The organism is Enterococcus sp. AZ128 (genome assembly GCF_051714485.1).
Taxonomy (GTDB): Bacteria; Bacillota; Bacilli; order Lactobacillales; family Enterococcaceae; genus Enterococcus_A.
Genome location: NZ_JBIORZ010000003.1, coordinates 1 through 18,341, shown reverse-complemented (window position 1 = coordinate 18,341; position 18,341 = coordinate 1). Strand labels below are relative to the sequence as shown.

The window sequence follows — 18,341 nt, the reverse complement described above, 5'->3', positions numbered from 1 at the left end:
GGTGTGCCAGAAGTAGCTTCTTCTTCGCAAGCTACCCATACAGTTACTGCTAAGTTTCACTAAGCAGAACTAGCATTCAGAAATAAGCCGAAATTTCTTGAAGTTGACTGCTTCTGTCACGATCTCTTAGTTAAGGCAGCCAATCTGCCAATTTATCTAAAACAACTTGAACTTCTGATTTGTTACTCTCCTTCAAAAAATCATGAGGTAAATAATAGACCGGAACAAAAAGGCTGTCTGGGATACTACGTCCAATCATTTTGCTATAACGAAAGGGGATTTCTTCATCAGAAGAGCTGGCGCTGCTAAATGTTTTTGGAAAAGAGTGCAAAATTTCTTTTGATAAGGCGAATTCATCAGGAGAATCGACACCGTAAAATGAAGGAAGTAAATTTTGTTGTACAGCATAATGGTAAAGTAAGTAACGCGACATGAGAGGATCATCCCAGATAGGCTTTTTCAACTCAGTTCCTTCAATTTGTTTTGAAGAAATTTTCTGTGGCAGTAATGTTCGCTCTTCATTGATAAACGTTAAGTCAGTGTACCCGTAGAAATTGACTAAGAAATCGGGTGCTTGATTTTTTTCTTTGAGCCGTTGGGTCAATTGCAACATTAGAAAAGCGCCGGCTGATCGCCCACAGATACCGAAGGACGCGCCCTTAATGATAGTGTTACACAGAAACGCAACACTTGTCTCTAAGTCATCTAGAATTTCAACCAAAGAACTGTTAGGCGCTAAGCGGTAATCCAAAGCTAGTACAGAATAACCTCTCTGTAAGAAGCGATCTCTCAGATCACGAGGAAGATCATTTTTTGACCCATAGACTAAACCTCCGCCATGGAGATAGAGAACAAATTTATCGTTTTGGGTTGTTTCATAGAGATCATAATTAGCTTGGTTTGTTAATGTCATTGTTTTTTTCAAGAGCGGTTCTCCTCATTTTTATGATATAAGTACCAATTTCATGATTCATTACTTGCAAAGGATCGGCAAGATCGATTGCTAGGATTTTTTCGACTTTATTTAAACGGTAGCGAATGGTCTTTGAATGTAGAAACATCGCCTCTGATGTTTGTTTATAGTTTCGATTGTTTCGTAAGAATTGGTAGAAGGTTTCGAAAAGTTCAAAATTAGTTTGAGCCAGATTCAGTAATTTTGCGGGAACAAGTTCATTGATTGCTTGAAGCTGTTCACTGCGAATAAAGTGTCGAAAAATACCAATATCTGCTAATTCCACCACATTATCTTGATAGAATTCCTCACTGAATCTTAAAATATCCAAACACTCCATCAAAATCTCCTTTAAATCATCACGTTGTTTTAAACTGCTGACAACAAAAGTCATCGTTGGGTTTGATTCTAATACTTCGGTTAACAGATGCTTCATCTGTAATTTTGAAATACTCTTGTTTTGACTAAAATTAAAAAGAATCAGTGAATAGTTATGATGATCAAAAAAGATTGAATCAGTCTTCAAGCTCTTCAGAAGATTGATTGCTCTGTCTTTCAGCAGTTTTGACGCGGGTGTTTTTGTTGAAAAGGCTACCGCTTGGTAATACGCATGCTGATTCATGTGAGCTTCTTGCAAGAGACTTTCCAGTTCATCAAGATTCTTCGGCGTGTTTTGTAAAATAGCATCGGCTAAATTGTTTAATCGCTCGTAGCGTTCTTTCTTTAATAAGTATTCAGTATTCAATCTCTCCTGCAAAACGTCGATCGTATTTTCAATAATAACCAAATCAGTTTCTTTAATCTCCGTTTGATTCAAATAAACCAACAATAGACAGCGACTAGAATAGGGGTTAAATAGATTCACTTCCAAAGCAGACTGGCTTGGACCATTTTGCTGTGAAAAAAGCGTCAGCAAGGTATAGTCGTTTTTAGTAAATTCCCCACTAGATAAACTTTTTCGATCAAGGACAACATTGTCCTTAGGTGTTTCACCAAAAGCTATTTCTACCTGATGATCGATCATCTTCAAGCTGCAGGGCGATCCAATCAAATGGTAAAATTCCTTCATAATTTCTTTCAACGAAGGATGTTGGCGCTCCAGTCTGGTAAAACGTTGACGAACATCATAATAGGCACGCAAAATATGAGTCTGATGATTCAATAATGGTTCGTAAATGGCGAGCAAAATTTTTTCATAGCTAACATCCTGCGCGATTTTAATCAAAGGAATTTGATATTTGAAGGATAGTTCGATTACCCAATCGGGGATGATTTTAATCAAGCGTTCCATTTTAATGACTAATCCACTCACACCAATTTGCTGCATTTTATGGAAGAACTCTTCTAGATCAGCTTCTGTAAGTCCATCAAAGGCATAGAAGGAGGTCAAAATTAATTGATTTCTTTTACTCCAGTGTTCAATGTCGAGAGCCTCTAATACCATCGCTGACTCTACTTCATTCTCTAATCCAATTTCTTTCGTTAGGATTTTACTTGTTTCTAATTGACTTAGCGATAACAACTCTTTTAATTTCATCAAATTCTCCTTTTTTCCCTATTCGGATAAAAATTATACCACTTTTTTAGAATATCATCCGATGAAAACGCCATCTTTTAGTTCTAAAATGTTTGTGTAGAGGAAAGGAAGGCGTAACTAAATGTTGCAAACTGTTATTTTAAAAAACAATTATCAAGACTCTATTAATTTGATGCTACTGACAAATCGGATCAATGATCTGCAGGCTGTTACAATGAGTCAAATTATGATGGGGACAAATGCTAATAAGGATATCTTAGATAATACAAAACTTCTAACGGATGAAGCGAAAGCGGCTTCACCAAACGATTTAATGATTGTCGTCGACAGTGAGCAATCAGATATTATGGCTCAAGTTTTACCTGAAATTGAACAATTTTTAGAGGATCTATCGTCAACAGGCTCCGAAGAAAAAGCAAAAGCTGCAACTTCATGGCAAGAAGCGTTGGATAATTTACCAGAAGCGAATATGGCGCTTTTTAGTATTCCTGGAGAATATGGTGCGGCAGAAATGGAAACCGCTTTAAAAAAAGGTCTGCATGTTTTCTCTTTTACTGACAATATTCCGATAGAAGATGAAGTGCGATTAAAACAAATGGCTCATGAAAAAGGTTTGTTGATGATGGGCCCTGATTGTGGGACGGGAATTATTTCTAGTATCCCGATTGCTTTTACTAATGTTGTGGCACCTGGAAATATTGGTGTTGTTGGTGCCTCTGGAACTGGAATTCAGGAAGTAACAACGATTATCGATCGTTTGGGAAATGGTGTGGTTCATGCCATCGGAACAGGCGGTCGTGATTTAAGCGATAAAGTTGGGGCAACTACGATGAAAGATGCCATTGTGGCTTTAGAAAATCATGAACCAACAGATGTGATCTGTGTGATTTCAAAACCGCCAGCAAAAGAGGTTCGTGATGAGGTTGTTCAACTTTTACAAAGCATCACTAAGCCAGTAGTAGCTATTTTCTTAGGGGAAAAACCAGCAGCCCATGAAGGCAAAGTATATCTGGCGCATGCACTAGAAGAAACCGCCAAGATTGCGGTAGATTTAGCGAATGAAACTGCTGTTAAAAAAAATTATTTTGAAGCGGTGGCTAAATCAACTGCGATTCTTGCCGAAGACAAGGTCATCAAAGGTCTTTATTCAGGTGGTACTTTAGCTGCAGAAGCAGGAATGTTGATCTCAGAGGCTTTAGGCTTAGAAGGATTGGTGAAAAAGGAAGGTTATGTTTTAAAATCACACGGCTATGATGTGATTGATTTGGGTGATGATATCTATACTCAAGGGAAGCCTCATCCAATGATTGATCCAGAAGTTCGAATTAAAAAAATTCAAGAATATGCCGCCGATGAATCAACAGGTGCAATTTTGTTAGATATTGTATTAGGCTATGGCGCTCATGAAGATATGGTGGGAGCTTTGCTGCCAACGATAAAAAAAGTCCAAGCGTCTAGATCTGATTTGCAATTCGTTGCAACAGTGGTTGGAACAGACAAAGATCCGCAAAATTATCAGAAGGCGGTTCAACGGTTACAAGAAAATCAAATATTAGTTGCTGAGAGTAACGCAAAAGCGGTTCAATTGGCACTAAGTTTAAAAGGAATAGCGTTGACCGAAGAAGATAAGGTTGTTGTGCCGTATCAAGGAACAACAATTGAAGTACCTGAAGCAAGTTCTAAAGTGATGGAATTATTAAATTCTAAACCGCGAATTATCAATGTCGGATTACAAAGCTTCAATCAATCAGTCCAAGCGTTTGATGGAAAATCTACTCAATTTAATTGGAAACCGAGAGCTAGTGGAAACAAAAAAATGATCAAGATTCTAAACGCATTGGAAGAACACGCAGAACAGATCGATGCAGAGAATCAAAAGGTAATGAACAAAATCAAAAATGCTCAACCGTTTCTAACAGATGTTGTGCCAGCAAAAATAGTGATTCCAGAGTTAAATGAATCAACGAAGACTTTGCTACACGCAGGTCCACCAATTACTTGGACAGAAATGACGGGGCCAATGAAAGGGTCAGTAGTCGGTGCGGCGATCTTTGAAGGCTGGGCGGCCAATGAAAAAGAAGTTGTCGCATTGATCGAATCCAATCAAATCCGTTTTATTCCTTGTCACCACGTCCATGCAGTTGGTCCAATGGGAGGAATAACTTCTGCTAATATGCCGGTTTTTGTAGTTGAAAATCGTTTAGATGGCTCAAAAGGATACTGCACAATGAATGAAGGGATTGGAAAAGTCTTACGCTTTGGCGCTTTCTCGCAAGAGGTAATTGATCGATTGAATTGGATGAGAGATATTTTAGGCCCGACTCTATCAGGTGCTTTGAAGCAAAGTAAAAATGGTCTTAATTTGAGCGTATTGATTGCACGTTCGATTACGATGGGAGATGAATTCCATCAACGTAATTTCGCGGCGTCATTGAACTTCCTAAGAGAAATTGCCCCGCTGATAGTCCCTCTATCAATGGCTGAACAAGATAAACAGGACGTTATGAAGTTTTTAGCGGATACAGATCAATTTTTCTTGAATATCATGATGGCTGCTGGAAAATCAATTGTTGACTGTGCTAGAAAAGACGCTAAAGGAACCATCGTTACTACATTAACTAGAAATGGCGTAGATTTTGGTGTTCGTATCGCAGAGACAGCGGATGAGTGGTATACCGCACCAGTTAATGTCCCTAAAGGTTTATATTTTACTGGGTTCTCAGAGGAAAATGGCAATCCAGATATGGGCGATAGTGCAATTACCGAAACGATCGGTGTTGGCGGAATGGCAATGGTGGCCGCCCCTGGAGTGACCCGTTTTGTTGGCGCAGGGGGATTCCAAGATGCTTTAGCTATTTCGAATGAAATGGCAGAAATCAGTGCAGGTCAAAATCCAACTTGGACGATTCCGACGTGGGATTTCCGAGGAACTTGTCTAGGAATCGATATTCGAAAAGTTGTAGAGACGGGTATTACACCATTGATTAACACCGGAATTGCACATAAAGAAGCAGGTATTGGCCAAATCGGAGCAGGGACTGTGAGAGCACCCTTAACCTGTTTTGAAAAAGCGTTAGAAGCTTATGCCCAATCATTAGGTATTGAGACCAACTAAGAAAGGATCAAATTAATGGGATTAAATGTGATTGCTTTAGGCGGAAACGCCATTTTAGATAAAATTCCAACTGACGAAGGACAAAAGGAGGTCGTACGAAAAGTTGCGTCAGATATTATTGAGTTTATTGAATTAGGAGAGCAAGTGGTCATTTGCCATGGAAATGGTCCTCAGGTCGGTAATTTGCTGATCCAGCAAAAAGCGGGAGATTCCGAAAAAACTCCAATGATGAAGCTGGATTCAAATGTGGCAATGACCGAAGGCAGCATTGGCTACTGGATTCAACAGGCGATTCAGAATGAACTACAAAAACGAAATATGCATAAAAGTGTGGTTAGTGTAATCACACAAGTAGAGGTTGATACAAACGATCCGTCATTTAAGACACCGACTAAACCAATCGGTCCCTTCTATACCAGCGAAGAAGCTGAGAGACAAATGGCTAATGGTGATGGACTTTATCAAGAAGATTCTGGCCGAGGATATCGGAAAGTGATTGCTTCTCCGAAACCTAAACGAATCATTGAAAAAGAGGCGATTCTTTCACTAGTGGATGCAGGTATTATTACTATTTGTGTTGGTGGCGGCGGGATTCCTGTTGCGAAAAATGCACTAGGAGAATTTGAAGGTGTTGAAGCGGTGATTGATAAGGATTTATCTGCGAATCACTTAGCCAAAGAAATTGATGCAGATCGTCTAATTATTTTAACCGGAGTCGATAATATTTACATTAACTACAATCAACCAAACCAAAAGAAATTAGAAAAGTTAACGATCAGTGAAGCGAAGCAATATATTCAGGAGGATCAATTTCCTCCTGGAAGCATGCTGCCAAAAGTTGAATCTGCTATTGATTTTGTTCAAGAAAGTCGAAAACGTGAGGCTGTGATTACCTCAATTGAAAACTTAAGTAATATCGTAGAAGGCTTTGGTACAAGAATTGTTTGCTAATAAAAATGAGTGAGGGGTTTAATGATGAAGCGAAAAATTACGTTTTTTTTCCTGATGTTGCTGGTAGGTGCAACATCAGGAATCAACGCATATGCCGCAGAGGCGCTAGATAAAGTTACTGCGCCGACCGGTTTTCAAGCACTGTTAGTAATTGTTCCATTGATTTTAGTGCTTGTTCTATTATTCTTGAAAGTAGATATGATTATCGCCGGATTAGTCGCGGGGGTTTTAGCGATGCTGATTGGCGGTGTCAGCCTGATGGATGCGAATGCACAGTTGTTGGAAACAATTCCATCTATGTTGAGCATTACAGTTCCGATCATTAATTCTGCGGTTGCTATGGCGGTTTTTAAAGCCGGCAGTTATTCAGCTGCTCTAACTTTGGCAAAACGGGGAACAAAAGGGAAGGTTGAGTATGTATCAGCCTTTATTGTTATCTTATTAGCGGCTGCTACTTATATGTCAGGAATCGGCGGCGGGAGTGCCATGGTCATTGCACCGTTAGCTTTTGCAGCAGTTGGGGTAGTACCAGAGTTAATTGCAGCTATGTCACTTTCCGCAGCAGTATCTTTTACGACTTCTCCGGCTTCATTAGAATCAAGTATTGTTTCTAAACTTGGAGATGTAAGTGTTGGAAATTATGTTTCAATTATGCGTCCTTATTGGTTGATCTTTGTTGTTTTGGCTATTGTTCTGGCATTCTGGGGGACAAAACGCCGGAAAATTGGTTTCAAAGAGACTACAGATGATGAGTTTGATAAGAAAACAAATGGGGAATTATTCAAGCTGACGTTACCAGCAATATTTTTACTATTTGCAGTAATCTTTGGACCAATTGTTAATGATCTCATCGGCTTTGCCTTTTTTACACCTTTGGTCTATATGATCCTAACTTTGGCGCTGGTCTTCATATGTACCGACTTTACGATGAATCAATCCGTCGAAGCAATGGTAGATGGCTCAACGTATATCTTAACGCGCTTATTCCAAGTTGGGATTTTCTTAGCCTTCATTAATGTAATCGCTCAAACTGGAACTTTCGCGGTTATTGCAGGAGTTGCCCAAAATGCGCCTGAATTTGTTGTTGTTCCTGTAGCCATTTTAACCGGCGTGTTGATTGGCGTTCCCGCGGGAGCGTATGTCGGTTCAGTCCTAACATTAGTCTTGCCGGTAGCTGTTTCACTAGGATTCCCGCCATTAGCTTTAGGTTTTGTTACGATGGGTGTTGGCTTAGGAAGTCAAATGAGCTTCGTAAATATTACAATGCAGGCATTGTCATCAGGTTTCCAAATTCCAATTTTGGATGTAGTAAAAGGAAACGTAAAATGGTTGAGTTTAGCATCTGTTTTACTTTTAGCAATCGGCTTATTCTTTGGTTAAGTAAAAATCTGTTAAAGTCTGAATAAACGAATCGTCAAAATGGATGTTATATAGTATAGAAATGAATACATTAAGTTGAATAAGGAGTGGAAAGAATGGATTTATTGATCAAACAAGCAAGATTAAATGATGGTGATGCCTTACAGGATATCGCAATCGATCAAGGAAAAATTGTAGCGATTGCACCTGAAATCAAAGATTCCGCTAAAGAAGTGATTGAAGCGAATGGACGAGTATTGATTCCTGGATTGATAGAAAGTCATATTCATTTAGATAAAGCGCTGATTGCCGATCGTGAACCAAACAAGTCAGGAACATTGAAGGAAGCTATTCAAGTAACTGCAAAGCTTAAACCAACTTTCACAGAAGAAGATGTCTATACTCGTGCGAAGCGAGCTTTGGAAATGATTATCCGTCGTGGAGCGACGACTGTAAGAACCCATTCTGAATTTGATCCGGCACAAGGTTTCACTGGCTTCAAGATGATCATGAAATTAAAAGAAGAATACAAAGATTTGATTGATATGCAGGTGGTTGCATTTCCGCAAGAAGGAATTTTTAAAGCACCTGGTACTGATAAAATGATGTATGAAGCGATGGAAATGGGTGCCGATGTTGTTGGCGGTATACCTTACAATGACGCGCCTGTGAATGATCATATTGATTTGATTTTCGAAATCGCAAAGAAATATGACAAAGATATTGACTTGCATCAAGATTTTGCAGATGAAGCGGACAATACTTCAATCGAATATTTATGTGAGAAAACGATTGAGGAAGGTTATCAAGGACGTGTGTCAGTGGGGCACTTGACAGCATTGCATGCTATGCCAAAAGAGCAATTGGATCGTGTGATTAAAAAAATGGCCGAAGCAAAAATTAATGTGATGCCGTTGCCCGCAACTGATTTGCACTTAGGTGCCCGCAACGACGAGTATAACATTCGGCGCGCGGTTACACCGATTCGTAAGTTAAGAGATGGCGGTGTCAATATTTGTTTAGCTACTAATAATATTCGAAATGCCTTCACACCGTATGGAAATGGCGATTTGATGCAAATTGCGATGCTGGCTGTGCCAGTAGGTCATTTAGGTGGAGCTGATGATTTGCCGACGGTTCTTCCAATGATTACAGAAAATCCTGCAAAAGCATTGGGATTAACTGATTATGGTATCGGCGTAGGCAAAAAGGCTGACTTGGTTTTATTAGACACCAAAGTTAAGGCGGATGCTGTCATTGATATACCAGAACGACTGTATGTCATTAAAAATGGTCGGATCACGGTAAAAGTGAACCATCAAGCAAGTATTTTAAAATAGATTTTGATAAGGGCAGATTTATTCTGCCTTTTTAAGGTTAGTTACAGAGATTGAACAATGGAGAGAAGCATATGGACAAAGAACAAGCTAGAATTAGTTCTTATCTTTCAACGTTGGATCATTTTGGAAAGATTGGAAAAATCCATAGTGTTTTTGAACAGTCACTCAATCTGATCGTCGAGGAACAGCTGATAAATTTAACTGCGTCGGGGAATTTTTTGTCTAGTTTCGGCGTACAGCTGTCACAAACTGCTTTTCAAGAAATCCTACCATTTTGTCAGTTGGGAAATGTTGTAAAACTGACTCAACAGTCATTAACGATTTACAGTCAGTTGGGAATCAAGCGGTTATCATTTTCTGATATCCAAATAGTTCCATTGGACATTGGAGCCATTGAACCAAATCTGTCGACATTATTGACTCTAAAAAAAATTTTGGACACGAAACAATTAGAGAAGCGACTAGGTTTACCTGTTGGAAATAGAGAACGAATGTATTTTGATTTCTTGCAGAATCCTGATATGGGTGACGATAAGTGGCTGGCGTTAGTAGAATATTTCGTGGGCCGTGGCAAAGGGTTAACCCCTAGCGGAGATGATCTATTAATGGGTTATTTTTTTATACTTAAAGTCTATCAATATAAAATTTATTCAGTCTTAGAGGTTCAGTTGCGAGAAGTGAACGGTCTGACAACTGATGTTAGCTGGAATTATCTATCAGCGCTGCTTTCTGGGTATGCGAGTTCGACATTTATTGAGTTGCAAATTGGATTAGAGGGAAAGCTCTCTTATAGTGAATTAGATCAGTTAGTGGATGCGATTTTAGCAATAGGGCATACTTCTGGCAGTGATAGTTGCTATGGAGTCCTTTTAGGTCTCATTGCTGTCCAAAAAAACTTTGAGTAAATTAAAGAAGAGCCGATTTGGACAACAACTTGTCCGAATCGGCTCTTTTTTTTAACTTCTTAACCCGCGTCCGCGATCGATCAGATACCAGCAGACACTATACAGGACGACGATGAATAATACTAAGATGGACATTGATATCCCGATTGAGACATCCATCACACCAAGAAAGCCGTAACGGAAACCAGAGATCATATAAACAATCGGATTGATTTTTGAGACAGCTTGCCAAAATGGCGGCAGCATTGAAATAGCATAGAAGACACCGCCAAGATAGGTTAGTGGCTGTAAAACAAAGGTTGGTACGATCGAGACATCATCAAAAGATTGAGCAAAAATACCATTTAGTAAACCTGCCAATGAAAATAAAATGGCAGTCATCAGTAATGTGACGACAACAATGCCCCAAGAATAAACGTGAAGCGGAACAAAAAATAGTGAGATAACGGTAACTAATGCTCCAACTAAGACACTCCGACCAACACCGCCAATCACAAACCCCCAGATAATGATATGGGTTGGGACTGGAGCGACTAAAATCTCCTCGATATTTTTTTGGAATTTTTGCGAGAAGAATGAGGAAGAAACATTCGCATAAGAACTTGTGATGGCTGACATCATAATCAATCCTGGAACAATGAATTCCATGTAGGAGAAGCCAGCCATGTCCCCAATCCGTCCGCCAATCAGATTTCCAAAAATGACAAAGTATAAGGAAGTAGTGATGACCGGCGGTACCAAAGTTTGTATCCAGATTCTCAGATAGCGATTGGTTTCTTTGACCGCTAGACTTTTAAGGGCAGTGAAATATAGATTAAACATGATTTTCCTCCGTGATTTTAAGGAATAGCTCTTCTAAGCGGTTGGATTTATTTCGCATAGAAAGGACTTTGATTCCTTGGTTCGTTAACTGCTCAAATAGCTCGTTGATTCCTTGATCGCGAACGACTTCTACTTCTAAGGTTTGATCATCTTCAAAAGAATGCTTGAAGCCAGTGATGGTAGGCTTTGTATTATAAGGTTCAAGATCAAAAATAAACGTTTCAAACTGCAATTTTGACAATAACGACTTCATACTCGTATTTTCGATCAATTCGCCAGATTGGATAATCCCGATATTGCGGCAAAGCATCTCAGCTTCTTCCAAGTAGTGAGTTGTCAAAATAATCGTTGTTCCATTCGCGTTAAGTTCTCTTAGAAAAGTCCACATTTCGCGACGCAGTTCAATATCCACACCGGCTGTTGGTTCATCCAAAATAAGTAATCGAGGTTCATGCATCAGCGCGCGGGCGATCATTAATCGGCGCTTCATCCCGCCAGACAGCATTCGAGCACGAACATTGCGCTTCTCCCACAGATCTGATTGCTTCAGATATTTTTCACTGCGGATCAAAGCATCTTTCCGCGGTACACCATAATAGCCGGCTTGGTTCACGACGATTTGCTGGACTGTCTCAAAAGGATTGAAATTAAATTCTTGCGGAACCAATCCGATTTGTTGTTTAGCCATCACTAAGTTTTTGTCTAAGTCATAACCGAAAACTTTGACGTTACCAGAAGTTTTATTGACTAAGGAAGTGATGATTCCGATCGTCGTTGATTTTCCGGCGCCATTTGGTCCTAACAAGGCATAAAAATCGCCTTCTTCTACGGATAAATCGATTCCTTTTAAAGCTTCTACACCCGTGGCATAGACTTTTTTCAACGCTTTTATTTCAAGTGCATTGGTCATTGATATAGTTCTCCTTGTTCTGAATAAAGTAGTCATGTTTCAACTGAAAATAATTGCTTGCTAATATTATCTTAGTTTAGTCTGATTCCTTATTCTATCATTCATTCGGGTGATCACAAACCCGAAAAGCTTCATTAAATTCTGAATCTGTTTGATAAAAATCAGTGATGAACTTTTTGGAGAGTGACCGGTATATTTGTTAAAATGAAAGGCAAGAAGCGGAGGAGAGCTCATGTATTTAGAAAAATTGAAATACTTCATAGATTTAGTTCAGACCGGCAGTTTTACGAAGGCAGGGAAAAAGAATTTTGTCTCTCAAGCGAGTATCACCCAACAGATTCGTTTTTTAGAAACCCACTTCGCTTGTCAGTTAATTGATCGTACAACGATTCCGGTGAAGCCGACCGAAGCTGGTAAGCTCCTCTACCAAGAATCACTTCAACTTTTGCAGCAATACGAGCATTTGACGCAGCAAATGTCTGATTATAATGAACAAAAAAGACGAATCCGGATAGAGTATACATCCATTATGGATATTCAGCTATTTTCTCAGGTTGTCCAAGATAAGAAGCTCGAGCAAGAAAAGATCTTATTAGATATTGAAAAGGTACCGTTGAAGGGGGTGGCTGAGAATTTGGTGAATCATCGGTATGACGCAGCAATTAGTTTTGATTCAGAATTTTTTGAAGAAAAGCAGATAAGAACCTTGCCGCTATATTATGGCGACTATTGTGCAGTTGTTGGTAAAGGTCATCCCTTTTTCAAAAAAGAATCGCTTTCCTTAGAGGAACTCTATAGTCAGCCAATCGTTATGCTGTCGCCAGAGACAATTGGAAAATCTTACTATTTGATGTTGGAAAATGCGTTGCAGGATGGGTATGCACCGAATATCGCGAAGGTCACAGATGATGTCGAAACGGAGATTTTCTTGATCCAAAATAGTGATCTGCTCGGTTTCTTTCCTGAAAACTATCCATTGATTGATGATGAAATGGAAGTGAAATCATTGCCAATCAAAGATTCACATCACCAATTTGAGATTGTTCTCGCTTATTTAGCCACAGAGCAGAATGCCGCCGTTCACCGATTGCTGGAGCTGTTGAAGGAGTAACGAATAAGTTTTTCTTATGGGCTATTAAATAGATGTATTGGTATTTGTTCATAAAATCACATAAGCTTAACTTATCAAAGATGAGGAGGTTTCATTCAATGAATAAATTGATTTTGACAGGTGTAGACGGCAATTTAGGCGGACAAGCAGCTGAGTATCTATTGACGATAGCAGAAAAAGATCGTTTAGTTTTTTGCGGGTATGATCCGACTTCTTTAGAGGAATTTGCCTCACGAGGTGTAGAAACACGAGAAACGAATTTTAATCATTTGGCAGGCTTGGCTGAAAAATTTGCAGGTGGTGAAACGTTAGCGCTCATTTCGATGCCTTTCGTAGGAGCAAAACGCCAAACGGCCCATAAAAATGTGGTGGATGCAGCCAAAGCAGCCGGAGTGAAAAAAATTATTTATACATCATTAGTTAATGCGGCTGATCCTGAGAATCCTAGCATTGAAAAAATAGATCATGCTTTTACAGAGAAATATATTGAAGAAAGCGGACTTGACTATATTTTCTTACGGAACTCTCAATATGCGGAAGCGATGGTCACTAATTACTTCACGTATGTAAAAGGCGATGGTGTTTTAACGAATAGTCAAGGTGAAGGAAAGATGGCCTATATTTCAAGAAAAGATTGTGCCAAGGCAGTAGCTTACGCGTTGATCAATGAAACGCTGCATCATCAAATTTTGAATATCAATGGAAAAGACTTGATGACGATCAGCGAATTTGTCGCGATTGGCAATGAAGTGACCGGCAACAAGGTGACTTACAAGGAAATATCTGATGAGGAAAACTATGCGGTTTTTGATGCAATGGGCGTTCCGCGGACGACAGAAGGAACATTCAAAGACGATTCCGAAGCCCCATTTTCTTCTGAAGGGATGGTAACCTTTGCGCAGGCTATTCGTGAAAATAAAATGGCTGAGCACACGGATGATTTTGTAAACTTGACTGGCGATACACCAATTTCCGTCCGCTATATGTTTGAGCATGCCGCTGAATTCCAAGTTGGTGAACGGCATTCTAAGGATAGTTAACTAGACAAGTACCTCACATGCTCAAAAGCGGTGAGGTGCTTTTTTATTTGGCAAGAAAACTCATTTTTATAATGGTAAAATGAATCAAAAAGAATGTGAGGATCAGTCATTGGGTGTTGTTGGCGTTTATGGAATTATTTTAGGAATTGTTGGGATATTCTTTCTGGTTTATTTCTATTTTTTGTATCGTCAGAACCAAAAAATTAAGGCTAAAATCAGAGACGAGTATGGGAAATCTTGTGAGTGGAAGTTAGATGAACGTGATTATGCCAGTATGAAAAAGTATTATCACCATAAGCAGAACAGCGAGCAGATGATTGATGATATCACTTGGGCTGATTTGACAATGGATGACATTTTTAAGCGGATGAAAAATACGCAATCCAGCATTGGAGATGAGTACAGTTACTATTTCTTTAGGAGACAGAAAAATCCAGATTTGAGTCATTTTGAAGAAGCTGTACAGAGTATGAATGAGAATCCTGAGGCACGTGAACGGTTGCAGTTCGCTTTTTATCGGATTGGGCGGAAGACGAATAATCAACTAGTTGAACTGTTGTTAGATCCAAAAAAATTTCCTCAGATTTCAATGTTGCTCATCCTTATGATGACAATAATAAGTCTTGGCAGTTTGGTTTGGTTAGTGATCGACATTGATTATGGTATTTTAGCTGTCTGCTTAAGCTTCTGTTTGGGACTGATTCTATTCACAGTTGTATTGCGTAAAATCTATCATGCTTTCGAAGCGTTGGGAATGTTTACTCGAATGGTTCGTGCGGCAAAATTAATGGTGAACTTAGATCTGCCAGCTTTTGGAAATGAAACGGAACAGATGCGTAAAAATCTTGGTGTGTTTAAGAATATTACTGCTCTGGCAGATTACATGATTCAAATATCGGGATCTTCTAACAGTCTGATGATGATCATCACTTCCTATTTTTCCTTGTATGGCTATGCCTATTTTGCCATGGTTAAGCTGTTTAAAAAATACCGCAGAGAAGCGCTGGAATTATATGAAACGATCGGATACATTGAGCTTTGTATCGCCATTGCTTCTTACCGAAATAGTTTGCCGCACTATTGTCAGCCAACTTTTAGTGATGAAGCCGAAGTAGCGTTCGAGGAAATCATTCATCCGTTGTTAAAAGAACCGGTACCTAATTCTCACAGTATTGGTAATAAAATTTTAATTACAGGATCAAATGCTAGCGGAAAATCGACCTTTGCAAGAACCTTGGCGGTCAATACGATTCTCGGTCAGCTTTTCAATACCTGTCTGGCCAAACGTTTTTCCTTCAAACCATGTCTGGTCTATAGTTCCATGAATCTTAAAGATGACATTGTAAGCGGCGACAGCTTCTACATGGCAGAAATAAAATCATTGAAGCGCTTATTGAAAATTGCGGAGTCGTCAGAATATGCGATGATATTTATGGATGAGATGTTCAAAGGAACCAATATGGTGGAACGGATAGCCGCAGCTTCGATCATTTTGCGAAAGTTTTCCAGCTTAAACTGCTTTATTTGTTTGGCCACTCATGATGTCGAGTTAAGTCGTATTTTAGGGGATCGTTATGAAAACTATCATTTTCGTGAAGTAATTACGGATGCTGACATTCTGTTTGATTACACACTGCGTGTAGGGGTAACGACGGGCAGTAACGCGATTAAGTTATTATCGTATTGTCAGTATGATCAAGAAATCGTGTCTCAGGCCGAAGCCTATGCTGAGAAATACAGAATGACTGGGGAATGGCCGAACCTGTAATGTTAGTCAAAGTGGCAGACTAATAAGTGTTCGGCTTATTTCCGCAGACGCTGCTTATGAGTCGCCGTTTATTCGTGAATAGGAGCTGATCCGAAAGTCTAAAAGACTTTTGGATCAGCTCCTTTTATATGCAGTTAAATAATTTATTTCTCCACTTTATAAATTCGTTATTTTCAAAAACGACACATAAATATTTCTGGTTATTAAAATAATTAAAAATTAATTCAAATAGAAATGTTTTTACAAGAGCGTGAAATAAAGCAAGGAATTATTTTTAATATTAATCTAAAAAGAAAAATTTTATGACTTAATATTAACCTCTTGTTCTCCCGTGATGCATCTTGCTCCAAAAATATTGTCACACAAAAATAGTAGAAATATAATAAAAATGATTCTAAAATGATTTTTCTGTATTTATTTTCAAAGAGGGATAATTGAGTATTTCTATTAATGAATATTCAAAATTATTTTATTAGTTTTTTCGGAATGAATACATAGGAGATGGAGTGGAGGGGATTGCTAATAAAGGGAAAGAAAAAAGTCATAAGTGAAAGGAGGGTATTATGAGCAAATTCAAAAAACATTGGTGGTCGATTCTGTCGATCTTGCTGATGGTTTTGTCTAGTTTTCCACTTCAAACGATCGCAGAGAATCTGCAAACTGCAGAAAACAGCGGTATAACAAATCTGCAGCTGGAAAATCATGATGGAAATGTACTTCCGCAAGAAATCGCACCTGATGCTTCACTTGTTGCAAAGTTTGATCTGACAATTGCAGAAAATGAACAGCGTACGCTTGGACTTCCTGCAGAAATCACGACGAGCGACAAAGAACTTTATCGCAAGAAGGATGTTACTGTTTCAATTAAAAATAATCAATTAACGGTCGTTAATGACAGTGATCAGCAAGCTTCGATTGAAGGAGTGAATTTTGAATTTAAATTAGCTGATCAAGTCCGTTCGTTATCACAAGTAACCTTGAATTTTTTTAATGAGTATGAATTCCAGCTGAACTTGAACCAAGAGCAGTCAGCAGATGAAGCGACAAGTAAGAAAAGCTCGACTAAAAAGAAGAGCTCAGAAAGCAGTCAGAAAATTAACCCATTAGGCGGTGCCACACCTTTTTCGGGATCTGACAAAACAAGCCAAATCAATGATATGAAGTTGAATAATATTTATATCGGTGGCGATCCAAAAAAATATATTGTCCAAGATGGTGTGGTAAATCCCTCTCCACCAACGATCAAAGTTGGAGATGGTGTCTATTTTGATTATACCTTTACGGTTCCATCAGCAGCGGACCTAAAAGATGGGGACTTTATTTACATTGCACTACCAGAAGAATATTTTAATTTTTCTAGCGTCAGCAACTCCGTTCCGTTTTATGAAAGTAAAGGCGATAAGATCGGGGATATGACATTAGAGACGATAGCTGGAAAGAAATATTTGAAAATCACCTTTAACGATGCAGTGGAAAAGAATTGGAATGGATTGCAGGATTGTTATGCGACAGCCTATGGAACGGCGACACAAGAAAGCAGCGGCGGATCAACTGGGAATACTGAAACTGGACGCTATCCAATCGAGATCGGACCAAAACCATCTGAAAGCTTACCTGGAAAACCGATCGGAAATCAAAAACCAATTACCAAAAATGGTGGCGCTACTCCCAATAGTAATATCGTTTATTGGAATATTCCGATTATGATGGATAACTACAAAAAAGCCTATGAAGATGACAATCCCAGCTTATATAAAAAGGTGATCCTAAAAGATCAGATGGATTCTTCTCTGACGTTGGAAGGCTACACGATGTATATGAATGTTTATGCGGCGGATGAAGATGGAAATATGACTTCGGACAATCTAGGATCATTGCAACTGTTGGGTAAAGATGGTAGAAACTCCAGTACACCGTTAGAAAAACTGACACAAAGCGACTCTGAATCGGCTGCAGAATTTGAAGCGCGAATCGAAAGCTATAATTATCCTTGCTATGGTGTGACTTCGGACAATCTGTTAGTGATGAATTATAAAGATCTGCCTAACCTAACGGATGACAAAAGTAATGGACTTCTGTTATTTGGAGATGCGACCAAAAGCGCCAAGGAACGCATCTGGGATTTGATCAACAATGCGGTAGCGGATGGAAGAATGACCGCTTCGCGTGGAGACAAAACAAAAGAAGCGTATGAAAAGTATTTTAGTGTTGATAGCGGGCAGACAAATGATAACTACCCGTTTGCGCTTGTAACAAGGATCACTTGCTCCACAACATTAGGTGAAGGCTCCATTATCGAAAATAAAGCGACTGTGTATTGGGAAACCAATACTGCGGGTGAAGAAAGTGATGTCAGCAAAGTCACTGTCAGCAACTGGGGCGGTGGTGCGACTCGTGTGCCGCCGACGACTTTTCGATTGAAGAAAATGGATAAGGATACTCAAGTAATCTTAAAAAATGTCGAGTTTGAATTACAGAAAGAAACACCTGCCGGATCAAGTACTTATGTCACAATTACAGGCGGAAATAAG

The 18,341-nt window shown here is 39.1% G+C and carries 13 protein-coding genes; 9 read left to right on the top strand and 4 right to left on the bottom strand.

Features of this window, described 5'->3' with window-relative positions; all coding sequences use genetic code 11:
- Positions 1-130 precede the first annotated feature (130 nt).
- Both IGI38_RS18895 and IGI38_RS18890 read right to left on the bottom strand, forming a co-directional pair.
- Positions 131-925, bottom strand: a complete 795-nt coding sequence (locus IGI38_RS18895) for an alpha/beta hydrolase (RefSeq protein ID WP_438733419.1) — start codon at positions 923-925, stop codon at positions 131-133.
- Positions 891-2,489 (bottom strand): PucR family transcriptional regulator, encoded by a 1,599-nt coding sequence (locus tag IGI38_RS18890; RefSeq protein WP_438733418.1) that lies wholly within the window; start codon positions 2,487-2,489, stop codon positions 891-893. The genes IGI38_RS18895 and IGI38_RS18890 overlap by 35 nt, the downstream gene beginning before the upstream one ends.
- Positions 2,490-2,610: 121 nt before the next feature.
- Between IGI38_RS18890 and fdrA the strand changes: the two genes are divergently transcribed.
- The 5 genes from fdrA (at position 2,611) to IGI38_RS18865 (ending at position 10,159) form a co-directional block, all read left to right on the top strand.
- Entirely contained in the window at positions 2,611-5,604 is a 2,994-nt protein-coding gene (gene fdrA / locus IGI38_RS18885) for an acyl-CoA synthetase FdrA (protein WP_438733417.1), read from the top strand.
- 15 nt (positions 5,605-5,619) lie between these two features.
- Positions 5,620-6,555 (top strand): carbamate kinase, encoded by a 936-nt coding sequence (gene arcC, locus IGI38_RS18880; protein ID WP_438733416.1) that lies wholly within the window; start codon positions 5,620-5,622, stop codon positions 6,553-6,555.
- Positions 6,556-6,609: 54 nt separating this feature from the next.
- Positions 6,610-7,935, top strand: a complete 1,326-nt coding sequence (locus IGI38_RS18875) for a citrate transporter (RefSeq protein WP_438733895.1) — start codon at positions 6,610-6,612, stop codon at positions 7,933-7,935.
- Between the two features lie 95 nt (positions 7,936-8,030).
- On the top strand, positions 8,031-9,254 hold the full coding sequence (locus tag IGI38_RS18870) for an amidohydrolase family protein (protein WP_438733415.1): 1,224 nt from the start codon (positions 8,031-8,033) through the stop codon (positions 9,252-9,254).
- Between the two features lie 71 nt (positions 9,255-9,325).
- Positions 9,326-10,159, top strand: coding sequence for a DUF2877 domain-containing protein (locus IGI38_RS18865; protein ID WP_438733414.1), 834 nt, complete (start codon positions 9,326-9,328; stop codon positions 10,157-10,159).
- Between the two features lie 51 nt (positions 10,160-10,210).
- On the opposite strand, the gene IGI38_RS18860 is transcribed toward IGI38_RS18865, so the two are convergent.
- Both IGI38_RS18860 and IGI38_RS18855 read right to left on the bottom strand, forming a co-directional pair.
- On the bottom strand, positions 10,211-10,981 hold the full coding sequence (locus IGI38_RS18860) for an ABC transporter permease (RefSeq protein ID WP_438733413.1): 771 nt from the start codon (positions 10,979-10,981) through the stop codon (positions 10,211-10,213).
- On the bottom strand, positions 10,974-11,891 hold the full coding sequence (locus IGI38_RS18855) for an ABC transporter ATP-binding protein (protein ID WP_438733412.1): 918 nt from the start codon (positions 11,889-11,891) through the stop codon (positions 10,974-10,976). The genes IGI38_RS18860 and IGI38_RS18855 overlap by 8 nt, the downstream gene beginning before the upstream one ends.
- A gap of 232 nt (positions 11,892-12,123) precedes the next feature.
- Between IGI38_RS18855 and IGI38_RS18850 the strand changes: the two genes are divergently transcribed.
- The 4 genes from IGI38_RS18850 to IGI38_RS18835 form a co-directional block, all read left to right on the top strand.
- Positions 12,124-13,002 carry a LysR family transcriptional regulator gene (locus tag IGI38_RS18850; protein ID WP_438733411.1) on the top strand — a complete coding sequence of 293 codons (879 nt, stop codon included), beginning with the start codon at positions 12,124-12,126 and terminating at the stop codon, positions 13,000-13,002.
- Positions 13,003-13,100: 98 nt separating this feature from the next.
- Positions 13,101-14,042, top strand: a complete 942-nt coding sequence (locus IGI38_RS18845) for an NAD(P)H-binding protein (protein ID WP_438733410.1) — start codon at positions 13,101-13,103, stop codon at positions 14,040-14,042.
- A gap of 79 nt (positions 14,043-14,121) precedes the next feature.
- Positions 14,122-15,810: a MutS-related protein gene (locus tag IGI38_RS18840; RefSeq protein ID WP_438733409.1), complete on the top strand. Its 1,689-nt coding sequence runs from the start codon at positions 14,122-14,124 to the stop codon at positions 15,808-15,810.
- 563 nt (positions 15,811-16,373) lie between these two features.
- Positions 16,374-18,341: Ig-like domain-containing protein (locus IGI38_RS18835; protein ID WP_438733408.1), on the top strand; the 1,968-nt coding region annotated here is incomplete at its 3' end.

Bases quoted from the DNA above. Each gene is read 5' to 3' on its own strand.
- IGI38_RS18890 (WP_438733418.1), bottom strand. From the start codon at position 2,489: ATGAAATTAAAAGAGTTGTTATCGCTAAGTCAATTAGAAACAAGTAAA.
- IGI38_RS18845 (WP_438733410.1), top strand. From the start codon at position 13,101: ATGAATAAATTGATTTTGACAGGTGTAGACGGCAATTTAGGCGGACAA.
- arcC (WP_438733416.1), top strand. From the start codon at position 5,620: ATGGGATTAAATGTGATTGCTTTAGGCGGAAACGCCATTTTAGATAAA.
- fdrA (WP_438733417.1), top strand. From the start codon at position 2,611: ATGTTGCAAACTGTTATTTTAAAAAACAATTATCAAGACTCTATTAAT.
- IGI38_RS18865 (WP_438733414.1), top strand. From the start codon at position 9,326: ATGGACAAAGAACAAGCTAGAATTAGTTCTTATCTTTCAACGTTGGAT.
- IGI38_RS18855 (WP_438733412.1), bottom strand. From the start codon at position 11,891: ATGACCAATGCACTTGAAATAAAAGCGTTGAAAAAAGTCTATGCCACG.
- IGI38_RS18860 (WP_438733413.1), bottom strand. From the start codon at position 10,981: ATGTTTAATCTATATTTCACTGCCCTTAAAAGTCTAGCGGTCAAAGAA.
- IGI38_RS18850 (WP_438733411.1), top strand. From the start codon at position 12,124: ATGTATTTAGAAAAATTGAAATACTTCATAGATTTAGTTCAGACCGGC.
- IGI38_RS18870 (WP_438733415.1), top strand. From the start codon at position 8,031: ATGGATTTATTGATCAAACAAGCAAGATTAAATGATGGTGATGCCTTA.
- IGI38_RS18875 (WP_438733895.1), top strand. From the start codon at position 6,610: ATGTTGCTGGTAGGTGCAACATCAGGAATCAACGCATATGCCGCAGAG.
- IGI38_RS18840 (WP_438733409.1), top strand. From the start codon at position 14,122: ATGAATCAAAAAGAATGTGAGGATCAGTCATTGGGTGTTGTTGGCGTT.